General features: G+C 44.0%; 21 protein-coding genes. 19 read left to right on the top strand and 2 right to left on the bottom strand.

The features are described 5' to 3' along the window. Positions 1–120 precede the first annotated feature (120 nt). The 3 genes from A8F94_RS03795 to A8F94_RS03785 all read left to right on the top strand — a co-directional run bounded on the left by A8F94_RS03795 (position 121) and on the right by A8F94_RS03785 (position 2,718). Positions 121–1,311, top strand: coding sequence for an acetyl-CoA C-acetyltransferase (locus tag A8F94_RS03795; protein ID WP_066195816.1), 1,191 nt, complete (start codon positions 121–123; stop codon positions 1,309–1,311). Between the two features lie 619 nt (positions 1,312–1,930). Further along, entirely contained in the window at positions 1,931–2,188 is a 258-nt protein-coding gene (locus tag A8F94_RS03790) for a YqkE family protein (RefSeq protein ID WP_066195814.1), read from the top strand. Beyond that, positions 2,188–2,718 (top strand): GrpB family protein, encoded by a 531-nt coding sequence (locus tag A8F94_RS03785; protein ID WP_066195811.1) that lies wholly within the window; start codon positions 2,188–2,190, stop codon positions 2,716–2,718. Before A8F94_RS03790 ends, A8F94_RS03785 begins: the two co-directional genes overlap by 1 nt. 83 nt (positions 2,719–2,801) lie before the next feature. Here A8F94_RS03785 and A8F94_RS03780 read toward each other — a convergent pair whose 3' ends face one another. Both A8F94_RS03780 and mciZ read right to left on the bottom strand, forming a co-directional pair. Next, positions 2,802–3,710, bottom strand: a complete 909-nt coding sequence (locus tag A8F94_RS03780; RefSeq protein ID WP_066195809.1) for an aldo/keto reductase — start codon at positions 3,708–3,710, stop codon at positions 2,802–2,804. 40 nt (positions 3,711–3,750) lie between these two features. Next, positions 3,751–3,897, bottom strand: coding sequence for a Z-ring formation inhibitor MciZ (mciZ, locus tag A8F94_RS24805; protein ID WP_139070018.1), 147 nt, complete (start codon positions 3,895–3,897; stop codon positions 3,751–3,753). A 74-nt stretch (positions 3,898–3,971) separates the two neighbouring features. Here mciZ and A8F94_RS03775 point away from each other — a divergent pair, with 74 nt between their 5' ends. From A8F94_RS03775 to A8F94_RS03700, 16 genes are all read left to right on the top strand, one after another. Next, positions 3,972–4,523, top strand: coding sequence for an NUDIX domain-containing protein (locus tag A8F94_RS03775; RefSeq protein ID WP_066195804.1), 552 nt, complete (start codon positions 3,972–3,974; stop codon positions 4,521–4,523). Further along, on the top strand, positions 4,523–5,689 hold the full coding sequence (locus tag A8F94_RS03770) for an endonuclease Q family protein (RefSeq protein WP_066195802.1): 1,167 nt from the start codon (positions 4,523–4,525) through the stop codon (positions 5,687–5,689). The genes A8F94_RS03775 and A8F94_RS03770 overlap by 1 nt, the downstream gene beginning before the upstream one ends. 561 nt (positions 5,690–6,250) lie before the next feature. Continuing rightward, complete coding sequence (spoIIM, locus tag A8F94_RS03765; RefSeq protein ID WP_066195799.1) at positions 6,251–6,889, top strand: stage II sporulation protein M; 639 nt, start codon at positions 6,251–6,253, stop codon at positions 6,887–6,889. Positions 6,890–7,004: 115 nt separating this feature from the next. Continuing rightward, positions 7,005–7,484: a ferric iron uptake transcriptional regulator gene (gene fur, locus A8F94_RS03760; RefSeq protein ID WP_066195796.1), complete on the top strand. Its 480-nt coding sequence runs from the start codon at positions 7,005–7,007 to the stop codon at positions 7,482–7,484. 308 nt (positions 7,485–7,792) lie between these two features. Beyond that, positions 7,793–8,020, top strand: a complete 228-nt coding sequence (locus A8F94_RS03755) for a YqzK family protein (RefSeq protein WP_066195794.1) — start codon at positions 7,793–7,795, stop codon at positions 8,018–8,020. Between the two features lie 8 nt (positions 8,021–8,028). Continuing rightward, positions 8,029–8,925, top strand: coding sequence for a site-specific tyrosine recombinase XerD (gene xerD / locus A8F94_RS03750; RefSeq protein ID WP_066197234.1), 897 nt, complete (start codon positions 8,029–8,031; stop codon positions 8,923–8,925). A gap of 511 nt (positions 8,926–9,436) precedes the next feature. Beyond that, positions 9,437–10,624 (top strand): phosphopentomutase, encoded by a 1,188-nt coding sequence (deoB, locus tag A8F94_RS03745; RefSeq protein WP_302621286.1) that lies wholly within the window; start codon positions 9,437–9,439, stop codon positions 10,622–10,624. Between the two features lie 382 nt (positions 10,625–11,006). Next, positions 11,007–12,311, top strand: a complete 1,305-nt coding sequence (locus tag A8F94_RS03740) for a pyrimidine-nucleoside phosphorylase (protein WP_066195792.1) — start codon at positions 11,007–11,009, stop codon at positions 12,309–12,311. Between the two features lie 125 nt (positions 12,312–12,436). Next, positions 12,437–13,609 (top strand): D-alanyl-D-alanine carboxypeptidase family protein, encoded by a 1,173-nt coding sequence (locus A8F94_RS03735; protein ID WP_066195790.1) that lies wholly within the window; start codon positions 12,437–12,439, stop codon positions 13,607–13,609. A 183-nt stretch (positions 13,610–13,792) separates the two neighbouring features. Next, positions 13,793–14,143, top strand: coding sequence for an anti-sigma F factor antagonist (gene spoIIAA, locus A8F94_RS03730; protein WP_066195788.1), 351 nt, complete (start codon positions 13,793–13,795; stop codon positions 14,141–14,143). Beyond that, positions 14,143–14,583, top strand: a complete 441-nt coding sequence (gene spoIIAB / locus A8F94_RS03725; protein ID WP_066195785.1) for an anti-sigma F factor — start codon at positions 14,143–14,145, stop codon at positions 14,581–14,583. The genes spoIIAA and spoIIAB overlap by 1 nt, the downstream gene beginning before the upstream one ends. Before the next feature lie 12 nt (positions 14,584–14,595). Beyond that, positions 14,596–15,354, top strand: coding sequence for an RNA polymerase sporulation sigma factor SigF (gene sigF, locus A8F94_RS03720; RefSeq protein WP_066195783.1), 759 nt, complete (start codon positions 14,596–14,598; stop codon positions 15,352–15,354). A gap of 185 nt (positions 15,355–15,539) precedes the next feature. Beyond that, positions 15,540–16,178 (top strand): stage V sporulation protein AA, encoded by a 639-nt coding sequence (locus A8F94_RS03715; RefSeq protein ID WP_139070017.1) that lies wholly within the window; start codon positions 15,540–15,542, stop codon positions 16,176–16,178. Beyond that, complete coding sequence (locus A8F94_RS03710) at positions 16,168–16,590, top strand: stage V sporulation protein AB (protein ID WP_175384362.1); 423 nt, start codon at positions 16,168–16,170, stop codon at positions 16,588–16,590. Before A8F94_RS03715 ends, A8F94_RS03710 begins: the two co-directional genes overlap by 11 nt. Before the next feature lie 20 nt (positions 16,591–16,610). After that, positions 16,611–17,216, top strand: coding sequence for a stage V sporulation protein AE (locus tag A8F94_RS03705; protein ID WP_066195776.1), 606 nt, complete (start codon positions 16,611–16,613; stop codon positions 17,214–17,216). Then, positions 17,167–18,645, top strand: a complete 1,479-nt coding sequence (locus A8F94_RS03700) for a spore germination protein (RefSeq protein ID WP_139070016.1) — start codon at positions 17,167–17,169, stop codon at positions 18,643–18,645. Before A8F94_RS03705 ends, A8F94_RS03700 begins: the two co-directional genes overlap by 50 nt. Positions 18,646–18,705 lie beyond the last annotated feature (60 nt).

Below are 18,705 nucleotides of genomic sequence, written 5' to 3'. Positions count from 1 at the left end.
TTTAGTTATATTTCTTTCATTGTAATTTGACTATTTTGATTTGTGCAACTTTATGGATAACCCAATATGAAATAGGGTATGTAAAAATGGGTCAAAGTCACTTTCGAAAGGGGAAAACAAATGGAGAATAAAGAAATTGTCATTGTTGCGGCAACAAGGACAGCGATTGGAAACTTTAATGGAAGCTTGAAAAGTGTACCGGCAACAGAACTGGGAGCAACAGTCATCAAAGCTGCACTTGAACAGGCAGGAATACAGCCGGACCAGGTGGATGAGGTCATTCTTGGGAATGTCCTTCAGGCTGGACTTGGACAAAATCCCGCCCGCCAGGCAGCCATCAAAGCGGGCATTCCAAATGCGGCATCCTCGATGACGATTAATAAAGTATGTGGATCGGGCTTGAAGGCAGTACATTTGGCAGCTCAGGCAATTTATGCAGGAGATGCGGAAGTAGTCGTGGCTGGCGGAATGGAGAACATGAGCCAGGCGCCATATCTAATGAAAAATGCGCGGGAAGGCTTCAGAATGGGTGACCAGAAAATAATCGACAGTATGATTTATGATGGGCTCTGGGATGCATTCAACAATTATCATATGGGAATCACAGCCGAAAACCTCGTCGAAAAATATGAAATCACAAGGCAGGACCAGGATGCGCTGGCAGTCGCAAGCCAGGAAAAAGCGGTCCGGGCAATTCAAGAAGGAAAGTTCAAGGACGAAATCGTTCCGGTAACGATCCCGCAGCGCAAAGGCGACCCAATTGTATTTGATACGGATGAATATCCGAAAAAAGGGACGTCCCCTGAAACTCTCGCGAAACTGCGTGCAGCGTTTAAGGCCGATGGCAGTGTCACTGCCGGAAACGCATCCGGGATTAATGACGGTGCTGCCGCAGTGATTGTGATGAGCAGAAAGAAAGCTGAAGAACTTGGCGTGAAGCCGCTTGTTGTATTGAAAGGGAACGGCAGTGCTGGTGTTGATCCAGCGATTATGGGTATTGGCCCAGTAGAGGCTGTCAGGAAAGCGCTTAGAAAAGCAGGTGAATCAATCGAAACAATTGACCTCATTGAAGCAAATGAAGCTTTTGCGGCACAGTCGCTTGCTGTAGCAAAAGAACTGGGCTTTGATATGAACAAGGTCAATGTGAACGGCGGTGCCATTGCCCTTGGCCATCCAATCGGAGCAAGTGGTGCAAGAATCTTTGTTACACTTATCCATGAAATGAGAAGGCGCAACGCAAAGAAAGGCCTCGCGACACTTTGCATTGGCGGCGGACAGGGTGTTGCTTCGGTAGTTGAACTTGCGGAGTAATGAGAATATGAAAAAATATAAAGAACGGAAGCGGATTGCTTCCGTTTTTGTGAATTTATGGGAATATATATCACTATAAGCGATTGTAATTAAGTTTCTCGGTCGTTGGGCCGTTATGTACCCTACAACTATCAACGCCTTAATTGTGTTTCTCAGTCGTTTCGGTCATTGATGCCCGCCTATCAACGCCCTTAATCGTGTATTTCAGACGTTTTGGTCGTTGATGCCCCTCTATCAACGCCCTTAATTGTGTTTCTCAGTCGTTTCGGTCATTGATACCCGCCTATCGACGCCCTTAATCGTGTTTTTCGGACGTTTTGGTCGTTGATGCCCCTCTATCAACGCCCTTAATTGTGTTTTTCGGACGTTTTGGTCGTTGATGCCCCTCTATCAACGCCCTTAATCGTGTATTTCGGACGTTTTGGTCGTTGATGCCCCTCTATCAACGCCTTTAATTGTGTTTCTCAGACATTAAGGTCGTTGATACATCTCTATACCAAAACAAACCTTTGCGCACTATAGGCGTCATTATCTACCATCGGGATAAACTTGCCTATCATTTCTACTGCTAATAGAATCGAGTATAATAGTCATATATTTATAAAAGGGAGCGGCAAGTATGGCAAAGAAAAAGCAGACAAAAAGACTAAACCAGCAATCAAAGAAGACGGAATCTCCGCTAACACTCGGGGATATGATTGATCAGGATTTATTTACTCAGCTAAAAAACCGACAGCAGGAGTTAAAGCAGGAGGAAGCTCGCAAAGCTGAAGAGGAAGAGCAGCGCAAGCGCGAGGAGCGCCGATTAAAGGAGAAAAACAAGAGTTTCGAAGAGCTGCTAAACGAAAGCGGCATGAGCTGGAAAGACTTCAAGTAATGACGCCGCGGAGAGTAGAGGTAATTCCATACTCAACTGACTGGCCTATTAAGTTTGAGACAGAAAAAAAGCTGCTATTGGAAGTGTTGGACGGTGAAGGGCTTATCCTTCACCATATTGGCAGTACGTCTGTACCGGGCTTAAGTGCCAAACCTATTATTGATATTTTGGCTGAAGCTGATTCGTTGGCCATTTTTGATAGGAATGAAGATAAGATGAGTGGTGCCGGCTATATCGCAAGAGGTGAAAATGGAATTCCGGGACGACGTTATTTTGTTAAGGCGAGTTCAACCGGAGACCGAATCGTTCACTTGCATGCATATCAGTTAGGCAGCCCTCACGCAGGCAGGCATCTTTACTTTCGAGATTATCTAATCGCTCATCCTAAAAGAGCGAGTTCTTATGGGAATATAAAGGAAGAAGCTGCGAAGAAATTTCCATATGATATTGATTCATACATACAGTACAAACATGGGATTGCTAGTGAAATAGAATGTGAAGCAATTCAATGGGCAAATAAAAAAGAATAGGGCAGCCAAACAATCGGCTGCCCTAAAGATTATTCCTACATAACAAACAGGTGTAAGATCCCCACGGGATTGAAGTTCCTACCCTATCTATGCTCCGCGTACTCATTTGATTTTGTAAGTTCTCGAATAATCGCGATTTCTTCCTCTGTAAGCGGATTGGCTCGGGCTGCCTGTGCATTCTTTTTAATCTGTTCTACACTGCTTGCGCCGGTAACTACGGAAGCAACAGCGGGGTGAGAGAGATTATATTGAAGCGCCGCTTCTGTTAGCGGGCGTGAGCCAAGTTTCTCCTTAAGTAATGGAAGGAAGCTCCCAAGCTCATCAAGGCTGTAATCGAGATAGCCAGAAGGGGATGCTTTCTCCAGCATTTTCTCGCTGAGCAGCCCCTTGGCGACCGGTCCCCTCGTAACCGCTGATATGCCATTAGCTTCGAGAATCGGCAGGATGTCTTCCTCAGGCCTTCGGTCAAGCATGCTGTACTGGACCATGACAGAGACTATCGAGGATTTTTTTACATATTCCCTTACAACATTCGGCCGGATTGATGAAATCCCATAATACCGGATTAACCCCTCGGATTTAAGTTCTTCAAACGCTTCAATGGTTTCATCAATTGGATCCTCAATCGTACCGCCATGGAGCTGGTACAAATCAATATAATCGGTTTGCAGCCGTTTCAGGCTATCCTTGACTGCCTGTTTAATATGATCCTTTGAAGGATCCCATGACCAGCCGGATTTATCTGATTTCCAGCGATTTCCCGCCTTTGTGGCGATAATTACTTTGTCACGGCGTCCTTTCAAGGCTTCGCCGACGATTCGTTCATTTTCCCCGAAATCATACAAATCAGCAGTATCAAAATAATTGATCCCCTCATCAAGCGCAGCATCAATGATCGACTTGGCTTTGTCCAAATCTGTCCCAAGCGACATGCAGCCAAGGCCGAGAACGCTGACTTCGAGATCGGAATTGCCTAACTTATTTCTATTCATAGCAATCACTCCTTATGGGTATCTTACCCAAATAGGAGGATCACCGGCAACTTGTCTGCCTTTCTGCTTCATATTGGAGCAGGTCTGAAACGGTTAGATGTGTTGAACTGAGTTCCCGGAGTAAATAGCGGATTTCCCATGCTTTGCCGGAGAGAGTGAACCCCTTCTTATGTACATACGCCTTCATGGTTAATAACCCCCAATTAAAGTATGATAGAATGTATGAACATAAGGATAGGAATAGAACAGGAGTGGACATGCATGGGAAATCTTGAAGAAAAAACAATCGGCAGCAAGGAAATATTTAGTGGAAGAATCATCACCGTAAAGCTTGATGAAGTGGAACTTCCAAACGGCAAAACTTCGACGAGAGAAATCGTTAAGCATCCTGGTGCAGTTGCGGTACTTGCAGTAACGGATGAACAAAAAATAGTCTTGGTTGAGCAGTACAGGAAACCGATGGAGAGAATTTTGGTTGAAATCCCTGCTGGCAAGCTTGAAAAAGGAGAAGATCCCGCAATTTGCGCACGCCGAGAGTTGGAGGAGGAAACAGGCTATGTGTGTGAGGAAATGGAACATCTGATTTCCTTCTATACATCACCTGGCTTTGCAGATGAACTGGTCCATCTCTACATAGCCAGAGGCCTTTCCGTAAAAGAGGATGCGGCAGGACTTGACGAGGATGAATTCGTCAACCTTATGGAGGTTACACTTGACGAAGCGCTCTCCTTAATTAAAGAAAAGCGGATTTATGACGCAAAGACTGCCTATGCTGTCCAGTATGTCCAGCTTCAGGAGGCACTTTTAAAATAATGGAACGGTATTATGCGGATTTACATATTCATATCGGCCGCACAAAGACAGGGAAGCCGGTCAAAATAACCGGGGCAAAGTCTCTTACTTTCAGCAATATTATTGAACATGCCCGCAATAAAAAAGGTCTTCATATGATTGGCATTATCGATTGCCATTCGCCGGAGGTCATATTGGAGATGGAAGAACTGATTGCGGCAGGTGAGATGGCAGAGCTTCGGGGCGGTGGATTAGTGTATGAAGGGATGGCTGTTATCCCTGGTTCGGAGCTTGAAATTTATGATGAGAATTGTAAAGGTCCAATCCATGTCCTTTGCTATATGCCTAACCTGAAAGCAATGAAAGGCTTTTCGGCATGGCTTTCAGGGAAACTAAAAAACATTACTCTCAGCTCGCAGCGAATTTATGCAACAGGGCTTGAACTGCAGACAAAAGTAAAAGAGCTTGGGGGACTGTTTATCCCAGCCCATGTTTTCACTCCATTCAAAAGCCTTTATGGAAAAGGCGTGACAAAGTCTCTTGCCGAAGTGCTGGATCCTGGTCTTATAGATGGGATTGAACTAGGCTTGAGTTCGGATACATCAATGGCGGATGGCTTGGAGGAGCTGCACCGCTATACTTTTTTAACAAATTCTGATGCCCACTCTCTTGGAAAAATTGCTCGTGAATATCAGGCAATTCAAATGGAGGAGCCTTCTTTTTCAGAGCTTTCGAACGTTTTGAAAAGAAAAGATGGAAGGGGAATCCATGCAAACTATGGGCTTGATCCCCTGCTTGGAAAATATCATGGGACTGTTTGTGCGGAGTGTATGAACCCAGTGGCTCAAATAGGTACGACTTGCAGCCATTGCGGTTCGATAAAGATAATTAGAGGCGTCGCAGACCGGATTGCCGATCTTTCGAGTGCAAATGCCCATCCGGCATGGCGGCCTCCATATATTCATCAGGTCCCACTTGATTTCATCCCCGGCCTTGGGCCAAAGCTGTTTGAAAAACTATTGTGGCATTTTGGAACGGAAATGGATATTCTTCATAATGTTCCAAGAGAAGCAATTGAACAGGTAATTCCAGGGAGGATTGCGGAACTCATCATTGAAGCAAGAGAAGGAAGGCTTCAGCTTTCAGCAGGCGGCGGAGGCAAATACGGAAAAGTAGACTATTCATAGAAACCTCCCTTAATTTAATAGAGAGAAATGGCTGTTTTATAACCCTTATTGCTGTGAGGAAAGAAAAAGTATTGCATCAAGTTGGATGGACGGAATGTGCGAGCTCGTTCGAAAATACAAAAGGCGCATTTTCTCCTGCGGTACTTTTTTAGGAAGATTATTCAACATCCAGCGGGGGCAGCAGGACAGGTGAGACCCACAGTCGCAGGAGGCTCACCGCACGCCCCTAAGGTCCGCGAGCATCCTCGAGACAGGCAAAATGCGCGTCGTGACAGACAAAGGGCGTCTGTCCCTGCGATGTTTATTCTGGGTAGCTTTCCTTTGTGTCTCTGCAATGATTATTCATGGTAGCTTTCCTTTGTGTCTCTGCAATGATTATTCATGGGAGCTTTCCTTTGTGTCTCTGCAATGATTATTCATGGGAGCTTTCCTTAGTGGAGTGGAAATCAACTACTTTTACATACACACTCTTTCAGAAAAGAGCTAACGAAATAGAAGGAGCAGTAATAACCTAATAGGACTGGCATACAATGTAGAAATAATCCTTTAGGAGGAGAGACCATGAAAAAACGTATGAACCAGTCCATTGCAGCAGCATATTTAGGCGAACACTCCTCAATCTTTCTATTTGTCTCCATCCTGTTTATGATGGGAGTCATTTTCGGGGCCATTATTGTCAACAGCATGAATATAGCCCAAAAGGAAGATTTGTTCTATTATTTAACACAATTTTTTGGGCAGATTGCCAAAGGGGAAACTGAATCTGCCAGGGATTTATTTTTTCAGAGTCTAGTGCATAATAGCAAATTCATCTCGCTGATGTGGGTGCTCGGAATATCCATTATTGGGCTCCCAATCATCCTGATTCTATTGTTTATAAAAGGGATGGTTGTTGGCTTTACGGTTGGATTTTTGGTCAGCCAAATGGGTTGGGATGGGTTTATATTTGCATTTGTCTCGATTTTGCCACAGAATGTGATTATCATTCCAGTGTTTATTATCATGTCTGCAGTGTCAATTGTATTCTCATTGAAAATGATAAGAAGACAGTTTTTTAAAAAAGTAGGCCAGCCAGTCATGCCGTTATTTGGAAGATATGTTGCTTTTCTTGCGATAGCACTCGTTCTTTTAGCGATAGGATCGGGAATTGAAGCCTATCTTTCACCAGGTTTCATGAAAATCATTGCTGGATCACTGTGATGATTATCACTTTCAGTTAATAATAATTTTAATCTGTTATTTATAATAATTTTAGTTTTCAACTTTATTTCAATCTGTTATAATGGGATGGACAGTTGCGAGGGAGGTCAACCCCATGGAAACAAGGATTGAAAGAATAAAAAAACATTTGCATTCATCGAGCTATAAGCTGACTCCGCAGCGAGAAGCCACCGTTCGGGTTTTATTGGAGAACGAAGAGGACCATCTAAGTGCCGAAGACGTATATCTCCTAGTCAAAGAGAAATCGCCCGAAATCGGCCTGGCAACTGTTTATCGGACACTGGAATTGCTAACTGAATTGAAAATAGTCGACAAGATTAATTTTGGAGATGGTGTTTCCAGGTATGACCTGCGCCAGGAAGGTGCCGCACATTTCCACCATCACCTTGTCTGCATCGAATGTGGTGCAGTTGATGAAATTCAGGAAGATCTTTTGGAAGATGTAGAAGAGATCGTTGAACGGCGCTGGAATTTCAAAATCAAAGACCATAGGCTCACATTCCATGGAATTTGCCACCGCTGCCAGGGCAAAAGTGAAGCCGATAAAGTGGAAAAAGAAATTACAAATAAATAGTAACGGGCCTTCCGCTTTAGGAGGGCTTTTTGTTTTTAAAGGAATTATTAAGAGTATATGATTGTGGATATCTGTATAGAGACAATGGAATCTAGCTCCACAAGGAAAGCTTCTTGGAATAATCATCGCAGAGACAGAAAGGAAAGCTACCCAGAATAAACATCGAAGGGACAGACGCCCTTTGTCTGTCACGAGGCGCATTTTGCCTGTCTCGAGGCGCTTGCGCTTTTTGTTCTTGCGCTGAGGTATAATATTCTGCAAATTTGGCATACCTTGTACTAAAACCTGAAACGTGGGGGAAGACAACGATGATGTCATTTTGCAGGGCTGTTTATCATACTTTAAAGGTATTTATCTTGTTTGTAACCTGCACGGTCCTTTTTTATTATGGTATGATATGGTTACACGAAGAGTATCAGAACTATCACCGGTATGATGAGCCGAAAGGGGCTGCTGTCAAAGTTTCGAGCAGTCCACAGGGAGCTAACCCTGAATGGCTTGACCGGTTGTTGCTGTTCTATTTGAACGGGGAGTAATTTGCATGATGGAAGATCACTTAAAGGATTTTATTCATTTTTTAATGGTTGAAAAGGGATTGTCCCAAAATACGGTCATTGCGTATGAACGGGATTTAAAAGGATATTTGAAACATGTGAAAAACAAGGATGGACTTTCCTCTATTAATGATATACAGAGGACGCATATTCTCCATTATCTTGGAAAATTGAAGGAGGATGGCAAGTCGTCTAAAACGATTGCCAGGAACGTCGCATCAATCCGCTCCTTCCATCAGTTTTTATTAAGGGACAAAGCTTCCGAACATGACCCGTCGGTCCATATTGAGACACCAACTCTAGAAAGGAATCTTCCGAAAGTATTAAGCATGGAAGAAGTAGAAACCTTGCTGGAAACTCCGGCACAGGAAGGACCCTATGGACTAAGGGATAAAGCAATGCTTGAAATCCTCTATGCAACGGGAATTCGGGTCAGCGAATTAATAGGCTTGAATATTGGCGACCTTCATTTACAAATGGGATTCGTCCGCTGCATTGGAAAAGGGAATAAGGAGCGAATTATTCCAGTTGGACGGACTGCTACCGAAGCATTGCAGCGGTATCTCGATGATGGACGTCCCGAACTTGTAACCAAAAAGTCTGCTCGGGAGGAGGCATTATTTCTGAATCACCTGGGACAAAGACTGACTAGACAGGGATTTTGGAAAATTCTTAAGAAGCTGGCCACCGAGGCAGGCATTGAAAAGGACCTGACACCACATACGCTCAGGCATTCTTTCGCAACCCATCTACTTGAGAACGGCGCAGACTTAAGGGCAGTACAGGAAATGCTTGGACATGCCGATATTTCAACAACCCAAATTTATACACACGTCACTAAAGTCAGGCTGCGTGATGTATATAGTAAATTCCATCCAAGAGCTTAAGAGATTAGTAGAAAAAGGTGTCCCCTTCAGTATCGGACACCTTTTTCTTTGCCCGCTCTTAACTTTGACAGGCAAGGGGCCAGAATACCCACTATACCGTTCCGCTGCAAACGAAATGGAAATAAATGTAGAAAGGGTCAATTGCACTGCGGAGGTCGGTACCATTTATATATACATCCCAAATAGAGGAGCTTCAAAAAGCCTGCTTTAATTTAAGCAGAAAAATATGAAGATAACCTGAGTTACTGCTTGTAATTTTTGAGCGGTTTAGTAAAATATAGATGTCAGACTTCTGACGTTTCTACTACCGATTAATGAGTTTTTGGAAAGGGTAGAATATCAAAGAGACTTTCAATGTAGTTTTATTATCGTATGGATACTTTCTTAACAAATATGAAAACGATGACATTGGCCGAAAATAAAGGCGAGTCCAGTATTTCAACAATTGTATTAATAATAAGGCGGTAGATATTGAAACTTTATTCTTGCCGAAAAAAAAGGAGGAAAAAGAGTGGGCCAAACTGGTACATTCAAGCGAATTTTTTTAATTGTAATGGATTCCGTCGGAATAGGTGAAGCACCTGACGCAGAAAGATTTGGAGATAAGGGTTCAGACACGCTGGGGCACATTGCAGAGGCAATGGACGGGCTCAATATGCCTGTCATGGGTAAGCTTGGGCTCAGCAATATAAAAGAAATTAAAGGAATACAAAAACAGGAGAAGCCACTAGCCTATTTTACAAAAATGCAGGAAGCTTCAAATGGAAAAGATACAATGACCGGCCATTGGGAAATAATGGGCCTTAATATACAGACACCGTTTCGCGTATTCCCTGAAGGGTTCCCGGATGAACTTCTTTCTGAGCTTGAATCCCGTACAGGCAGGAAAATTATCGGCAATAAACCCGCAAGTGGCACAGAAATCCTTGTTGAACTTGGCAAGGAACATATGGAAACGGGAGCGTTGATTGTCTATACATCCGCCGATTCCGTCCTTCAGATTGCAGCACATGAGGAGATTGTTCCTTTAGATGAATTGTATCAGATTTGCAAAATTGCGAGAGAATTGACTCTCGATGAAAAATATATGGTTGGCCGTGTGATTGCAAGGCCATATGTCGGTGAGCCAGGGAATTTCAAAAGAACTGCCAATCGCCATGACTATGCGTTGAAACCATTTGGCAGGACTGTTATGAATGAGCTTAAAGATGCCGGCCAAGATGTGATTGCAATTGGTAAAATTTCAGACATCTATGACGGTGAAGGGGTAACTCAATCACTTCGTACTGTGTCAAACATGGATGGAATGGATAAGCTGAATCAAACGCTTGACATGGATTTTACAGGCCTTAGCTTTTTGAATCTCGTAGATTTTGATGCGCTATATGGCCATCGCCGTGATCCTGAAGGATATGGAAAAGCGCTTGAAGAGTATGATGCACGGCTTCCAGAAGTCCTTGAAAAATTAAAAGAGGATGACTTGCTCATTATTACCGCTGACCATGGCAACGATCCTGTACATCCCGGAACAGACCACACCCGTGAATTTGTGCCCCTTTTGGTTTATTCGAAACGGTTTGCTGAAGGGAAAGAGCTTTCACTTAGGGAAACGTTTGCCGATATTGGTGCAACAGTTGCTGACAACTTCAATGTGACAATGCCAGAGCATGGAAAGAGCTTCCTAAGTGAATTAAAATAGATTTTTTTTTATTAGCTATGTGAATGAATTGTTGATAACCAATATTATGATTGAAGCGGAAGGCGCGAAGACTCGTTCGAAAATGCAAAGAGCGCATTTCTCCTGCGATGCTTTTTCTTGGAAGACGTCCTACGGGATATAAGGTTAGTGGGAGACCCCGCAGGCCGCCCGTGGAAAGCGAAGCGCCTCGCGACAGGCAAAAACGCCTCGTGACAGACAAAGGGCGTCTGTCCCTGCGATGTTTATTCTGGGTAGCTTTCCTTTGTGTCTCTGCGATCATTATTCATGGTAGTATTCCTTTGTGAAGCGGAAATCAACAACATTGTTTAACATAGCCTCTTATTAAGCTAATACCGAAAAATGAAAAGGTATGGTGATCACGATGAGAATGGTAGATTTAATTGAGAAAAAGCGTGATGGGCAAGAGTTGACTGCTGAAGAAATCAATTTCATTATTCAAGGCTATACAAAGGGTTCCATTCCCGATTATCAAATGAGTGCCTTTACGATGGCAATCTTCTTTAAGGGAATGACCGAATCCGAACGCGCGGAACTTACGATGGCAATGGTCCAATCTGGTGACCAAATTGATTTGTCCGGAATTGAAGGAGTCAAAGTCGACAAGCATTCCACAGGTGGTGTTGGAGATACAACAACCCTTGTTCTCGGTCCACTGGTTGCTTCCGTTGGCGTGCCTGTCGCAAAAATGTCCGGGAGAGGGCTTGGACATACAGGAGGAACCATTGATAAATTGGAAGCGGTTGAAGGCTTTCATGTCGAGATTAGCAATGATGAATTCCTGAACCTTGTAAATAAAAATAAAATTGCAGTTATTGGGCAGAGCGGAAACCTGACACCTGCAGATAAGAAACTATACTCACTTCGCGATGTCACAGCGACCGTTGACAGCATCCCGCTTATCGCAAGCTCGATTATGAGCAAGAAAATTGCTGCCGGTGCTGACGCAATTGTTTTGGATGTTAAAACAGGTGCTGGCGCATTCATGAAGACCCTGGATGATTCCAAAGAACTTGCAAAGGCAATGGTACGAATCGGAAACAACGTAGGCAGGAAGACAATGGCTGTTATTTCAGACATGAGCCAACCGCTTGGATATGCAATTGGAAATGCTCTCGAAGTAAAAGAAGCCATCGATACACTAAAGGGCGAAGGACCTAAAGACCTGGCGGAATTGAGCCTGACTTTGGGCAGCCACATGGTCTATCTTGCTGGAAAAGCTGAATCTCTTTCTGAAGCACGCCGGATGCTGGAAAATGCAATCGCGGACGGTTCTGCCCTTGAGAAAATGAAAGTATTCCTTAGCTCACAAGGAGGGGATGGTTCAGTTGTTGATGATCCATCCAAGCTGCCGCAGGCAACCTTTATTACTCCTCTAGAAGCAAAAGAAAGTGGTTATGTTTCAGAAATTATTGCGGATGAGGTCGGGACAGCTGCGATGCTGCTCGGTGCCGGACGGGCTACAAAGGAATCCGAGATTGACTTGGCAGTGGGACTTGTCCTGAAGAAGAAAATTGGTGATAAGGTCGAAAAGGGTGAGCCACTGGCGGAGATCCACAGTAATAGCGAGAATATCGCAGAAGTCACCGATAAGCTTTATGCCAGCATCAAACTATCCAACGAAAAAGTCGACGCACCAACCCTAATCTATGGAGAAATAACAGAATAGAATACAAAGCAATGACAGTGCCAGCTTTAAAATAGCTTGCACTGTCTTTTTTTCGTTGAAGTTAATTGTATAGAAAAACCATTTTTGGAAAAAATGGAGGCTATAAAGAATGGAGGGTTATGTACATGAAACGAGTAGGTTCACTAATGCTTGCAACATTGCTTTCTTTCACACTAGTTTTACCAGGAACGGTTTCTGCCGAAGAAAATAACTCCACCGATTTGGCGAAAGATGTGAAATCGGCCATTTTAATTGAGCGGGACACGGGTACAGTCCTCTATGAAAAAAACAGCAATGAGCAGCTGCCTCCTGCAAGCATGACGAAAATCATGACAATGCTCCTTATTATGGAAGCGCTGGACGAGGGCAAACTCGATATTAATGAAAAAGTCAGAGCAAGTGAATATGCAGCCTCGATGGGCGGCTCACAAATTTTCCTGGAAGTCGGGGAAGAAATGACAACGAAGGAACTTTTGAAAGGGATCGCAATTGGCTCGGGTAATGATGCATCTGTTGCAATGGCCGAACGGATTGGAGGTTCTGAAGAAGCGTTTGTTGGCATGATGAATAAAAAGGCCAAGGAACTGGGCTTGAAAAACACTGTATTTAAAAATACAACAGGCTTGCCTGCCCAAGGGCATACCAGTACTGCACACGACATGGGAATCATGGCAAAAGAACTTTTGAAATATGAAGATATTACAAAGTATACAGGGATGTACGAAGCATACCTTCGCGAAGATACAGACAAAAAATTCTGGCTTGTTAACACCAATAAGCTCGTAAGATTTTATCCTGGGGTCGATGGTTTAAAAACAGGCTTTACCTCTGAAGCAAAATACTGCCTTACAGCAACCGCACAAAAAAATGGCATGAGGGTCATAGCTGTTGTATTTGGCGCTCCAACCTCTAAAGCAAGGAATGCCCAGGTGTCAAAGATGCTGGACTATGCCTTCAGCCAGTATGAAACGCATCCGTTATATCAGCGGAATATTGCGATAGGTGAAGTGGAAGTAAGCAAAGGCAGCCGCAAGAAGCTGGAGGCTGTTACAAGCGAGCCCATCTCCCTTCTGACAAAAAAGGGAGAAAAAACCTCCGATGTCAAAAAGGTAATTAGTCTAAAGAAGGACCTTCATGCTCCAATCGAAAAGGGTGACAGGATTGGAACCCTTAAAATTATGAAGGGCGGAAAGGTTCTCCAGGAGAGTCCCCTTGTAGCAAATAAAAATGTAGGGGAAGCCAGCTGGTGGACAATGTATAAGCGGGCTTTGGGCATGTTTACAAAGTCAGGCGAATAGTCTGTCGAAACGGTAAAGAATGACACTTTCTTTAGCGAATGGACACTAGTTTTGTCCTGGTAGAAGGATTTGGACAATCAAGTATCGAATTGACTCACTGTAAGGCGGCCAGACTGCATCCGCAGCTGGCAATCATTGGCGTGTATGCCAATTGCCGGAGTACACATTAGGAGGCCGGAGATAGTGAGTCTGAACATCGCAATGGAAGTGAGAAACGAAGTATTGTGCATCCGTTTGAGCGGCGAGCTTGATCATCACACTGCTGACGGGCTGCGCCAGCAAGCAACACATGCAATTGAAGAATATGGAATCCGCCATATCGTCTTGAACCTCGAAGGTTTGTCCTTCATGGATAGCTCCGGGCTGGGGGTAATTTTAGGACGCTACAAACAATTAAAGCAGCTTCATGGCGAAATGGTTGTATGTTCGGTTTCCCCAGCGATTGAACGCTTGTTTGATATGTCGGGACTATTTAAAATTGTGAAAATGGAGCCAACAGAAGAATTTGCACTCCAGCGACTGGGGGTAGCGTGATGAAGAACGATATGACTCTTCAATTCAAGGCCCTCAGCCAAAATGAATCGTTCGCGCGGGTGACTGTGGCGGCGTTTGTCGCCCAGCTTGATCCAACGATGGACCAGCTGACCGAGATCAAAACGGTTGTCTCAGAGGCAGTTACAAATGCAATTATCCATGGATATGAGAATGATCCAGGGGGAATTGTTCATATCCGGGTTTCGATTGAAGGAGAGACTGTTGAAATTGTAATTAAAGATACTGGAAATGGAATTACTGATATTGACGAGGCGCGGCAGCCGTTGTTTACAACTAAACCAGACCTTGAGCGATCCGGGATGGGTTTCACCATCATGGAAAATTTTATGGACGAGGTTGAGGTATTATCCGAGCATGGCAGCGGCACCGAGATCAGGTTGCGAAAGAATCTATCCCGAAGCAAAATGCTTTGCAATTAAGGAGACGGGCTAATGGATGTGGAGGTCAAAAAAGAAAGTGCGCAGCCGTTTCTAAAGGACCATGAGGTTAAGGAACTAATAAAGAGAAGCCATGAAGGGGATCAGGATGCCCGGGATACCATTGTCGAAAAGAACATGAGGCTTGTCTGGTCAGTTGTCCAGCGTTTTTTAAACCGCGGCTATGACCCTGATGACTTGTTTCAAATCGGCTGCATCGGCCTTCTAAAATCGGTCGATAAGTTCGACCTTTCCTACGATGTTAAATTTTCAACATATGCAGTTCCGATGATTATTGGAGAAATCCAACGATTTATTAGAGATGACGGTACAGTTAAGGTGAGCAGGTCCCTGAAGGAGACCGGGAATAAAATCCGCCGGGCAAAAGATGAAATGTCAAAAACGCTGGGACGTGTACCGACAGTTAACGAATTGTCCGAGCACTTAGGCCTTGAGCCTGAGGAAATCATTCTCGCCCAAGAAGCGAGCCGGACGCCTGCATCCATTCATGAAACAGTCTATGAAAATGATGGAGACCCCATTACACTTTTGGATCAAATCGATGATGGAAACGACGGCAAATGGTTTGACAAAATTGCCTTAAAGGAAGCGATTGGTGAGCTTGATGAACGGGAGAAGCTGATTGTCTACCTCCGTTATTACAAGGACCAAACGCAATCCGAGGTTGCCCAGAGGCTCGGCATTTCCCAAGTACAGGTTTCAAGACTTGAAAAGAAAATATTGCAGCAAATGAAAAACCATATGGACCTTTGAGTCTATATGGTTTTTTTTGTTGAATTATTATTCCTGGGCGATGGTATTAATAATTAAAAGTCAGTGAACTTTCCTCGAAACTTCTTAGCAACCTCTTTTATCTCCCATAAATCCGATAGACAAGGCAATTATTGCCTTTCATGAAGAATTCCCAAAAAATCCATACTAGCAATACAAGGAAACCAATGATGGAAGTGAGTGTTTTGGACAAAACGGTCTACATCCGGATGAGGAATCGAATATTGGTCCAGCCAGGCCAGGAAATTATATTGGCGGATGTTGCACAGGTCCTTGCCCCAGATGGGCTTGACCACAGGATAAAAAATATTCCGATTTACAAAATCACCTCCCGCGACAGCAATTTTGTCGTCATGGATGCAATGAAAATAATTCGCCATATCACTACCCTGCTGCCTGGTGCTGATGTCCAAACGATTGGGCCTGCCCAGACATTGATTGAAGTGATCGTTAAGAAAAGAGGGGTTTCCCTGCCCTTATTCATTTTGATTTGGTTTTTACTTTTTTTTGGCTCAGCCATGGCCATTATGAATTTTCACGATGATGTGAGTATGCGCAGTGTTCAGGAAAAGCTCTATTCCATCGTTACCGGGAAGGAGTCCCATGAGCCGCTGATGTTTCAAATACCGTATTCGATAGGACTTGGGGCAGGAATGGTCCTATTTTTTAATCACATTTTCAAAAAACGAATTAACGAAGAGCCAAGCCCGCTCGAAGTGGAAATGTTCAATTACCAGCAGGATCTTGACAACTATGTGATGATCCATGAAAACAAGGAGAGCATGAAGCGCCTTGATGATTATTAGGGAAGTAACGGCAGTGTTCATCGCATTAAGCGGAGGGCTTGCAGTTGGTTCTGGCTTTGTTGCCTTTCTTACCGTATTGGGAATTATCCCGCGCCTGTCACAAATCTCGAAAACAGCTGATAAGGCAGTCTGGTACGAAGCCGCAATTATCCTTGGGACGGTAGCTGGTATATATGGGAGTTTAAGGGATCCGGTATTTGGCTTGCCTGCCTTTCTGCTTGTCTTCCTTGGACTCGCAGGAGGTGTTTTTGTTGGCATGATTGCCGGCGCTCTAGCTGAAGTCCTTAACGTTATCCCGATTCTTGCCAAGAGACTGAATTTGGATGGGGAAGTCATTATCCTGCTTATGGCTGTAGTTTTAGGGAAAATTGCTGGATCGCTCTTTCAATGGCTTTATTTTATCCATCGATGAAATTTGGAGGTGATTGCTGAATGCAAAGACGTGTCATCCTCGTTACAGATGGTGATGAATATGCAAGGCGTGCAGTAGAGTGTGTTGCGGCAGAGATTGGCGGACGGACCATCTCTCTTTCATCAGGTAATCCCTCTACGCTATCCGGGCCTGAAATCGTTGATCTCATTAAACTAGCCCCTCATGATCCGGTTCTTGTCATGTTTGATGACAGCGGACTGGTCGGGGAAGGTCCGGGAGAATCTGCGCTGAAATACGTTGCCTCACATCCAGACGTGCAGGTGCTAGGTATTATTGCTGTAGCCTCTAAAACTCACCAGGCCGAATGGTCGAGGGTGGACGTCTGTATTGATCGCGATGGGGAACTTACCCCCTATGGTGTAGATAAGCATGGTGTACAGGAATTGGATATAGGAAGAATTTACGGAGACACAGTTTACTGCCTGGATGGACTAGACGTTCCAATCATCGTAGGGATAGGGGATATAGGGAAAATGGCGAGAAGGGACCATTTTTCCGCAGGCTCCCCGATTACGAAAAAGGCTGTCGAGCTTATTCTTGAAAGGAGCGGTTATGATGGAAGGGAAACAAAAGGGAAAAGCACTGCTTCCGAAATCGTTGAATGAAATTGAAACATATATGAAGGACAATGTAGGACTAGGAAAGAGCTTTGATCTGGGGGTCCGAAAGCTTCGGGTACTGCGTAAGGATGTACATTTTTATTATGTGAATGGCTTGTGTGAGACGACCTTTATTATGGAGATAATGGAAGAGTTAGTCGAAAGTGATACGAAAGGAAAACTTTCATCAGGCATTTTCCCTTTTATTGAACAGCATCTTGTTCACCAGACAATCGAAAAAGTAACGACGCTCGAGGATTTTGTTACCGCTGTTCTTTCAGGGATGATAGTATTTGTCATTGAAGGCGAAGGTACAGGTCTGTCTGTAGATACAAGGGGATATCCAGGCCGTCAGCCCCAGGAGCCTGATACGGAAAAAGTGGTCAGGGGTTCGCGGGATGGGTTTGTTGAGAATATCATACTAAATACTGCTCTTACAAGAAGAAGGATACGCGATGAACGATTAAGATTTGAAATTCTAAAAGTCGGAGAGCGATCAAAAACCGATATTGCAATCGGTTATATTGAAAACGTGGCAGACCCTGGCCTCGTTGAAAAGATCAGGAAGGAGATAGAGAATATCAAGGTAGATGGTTTGCCAATGGCAGATAAAACGGTTGAGGAGTTCATTGTGAATCAAGGATATAATCCATATCCGCTCGTTAGGTATACGGAGAGGGCGGATGTAGCTTCAGTTCATCTTCTTGAGGGCCATGTCCTTATATATGTAGATACTTCACCGAGTGTTATTATTGCGCCTGCAACTTATTTTCACCATGTTCAGCACGCGGAGGAATACAGGCAATCTCCCGCCGTAGGTACTTTCGTAAGATGGGCCAGATTCCTAGGTATTTTCTCATCAATATTTCTCCTGCCGCTTTGGTTTCTGTTTGTAGTAGAACCAACCCTTTTGCCAGAGCATCTATCTTACATAGGGCCTAATGAAAAAAGCAGCATTCCTGTTATCATTCAGCTGCTCCTCGCAGACCTTGGAATTGAGTTTTTACGAATTGCGGCCATTCATACACCAACTCCACTTTCAACCGCGATGGGACTGGTAGCGGCAGTTTTAATCGGCCAAATTGCCGTTGACGTTGGGCTTTTTCTTCCTGAAGTGATCCTCTATGTAGCGGTTTCGGGTATAGGTACGTTTACAACACCTAGCTATGAGCTTAGTGTCGCCAATAAAATAGGGAGGTTTTTCCTGCTTATTATCACGGCTTTTTTTCATTTGCCGGGATTTGTTATTGCTATAACCATATATTTACTGTTTTTAATCAGAATTAAAACTTTTGAAATACCCTATTTTTGGCCTTTCATTCCGTTTGAACCGAAGGCAGCACTGCAAATTCTTATTCGCCGGGCGGTTCCTGGAGCACTTCTGAGACCAAGAATTATCCACGCAGAAAACCGGCAGCGGCAGCCCTCTAAATGAAGCGGGCATTGCAGAAAGCACTTTGATGTGCTAAAGTAAACTCTATCAATAATTAACCTA

This window comes from Bacillus sp. FJAT-27225 (genome assembly GCF_001685025.1).
In the GTDB taxonomy this organism is placed as follows: Bacteria; Bacillota; Bacilli; order Bacillales; family Cytobacillaceae; genus Bacillus_D.
The sequence above is the reverse complement of the archived record's forward strand: the minus strand, read 5'-3'. Positions and strand labels throughout refer to the sequence as shown.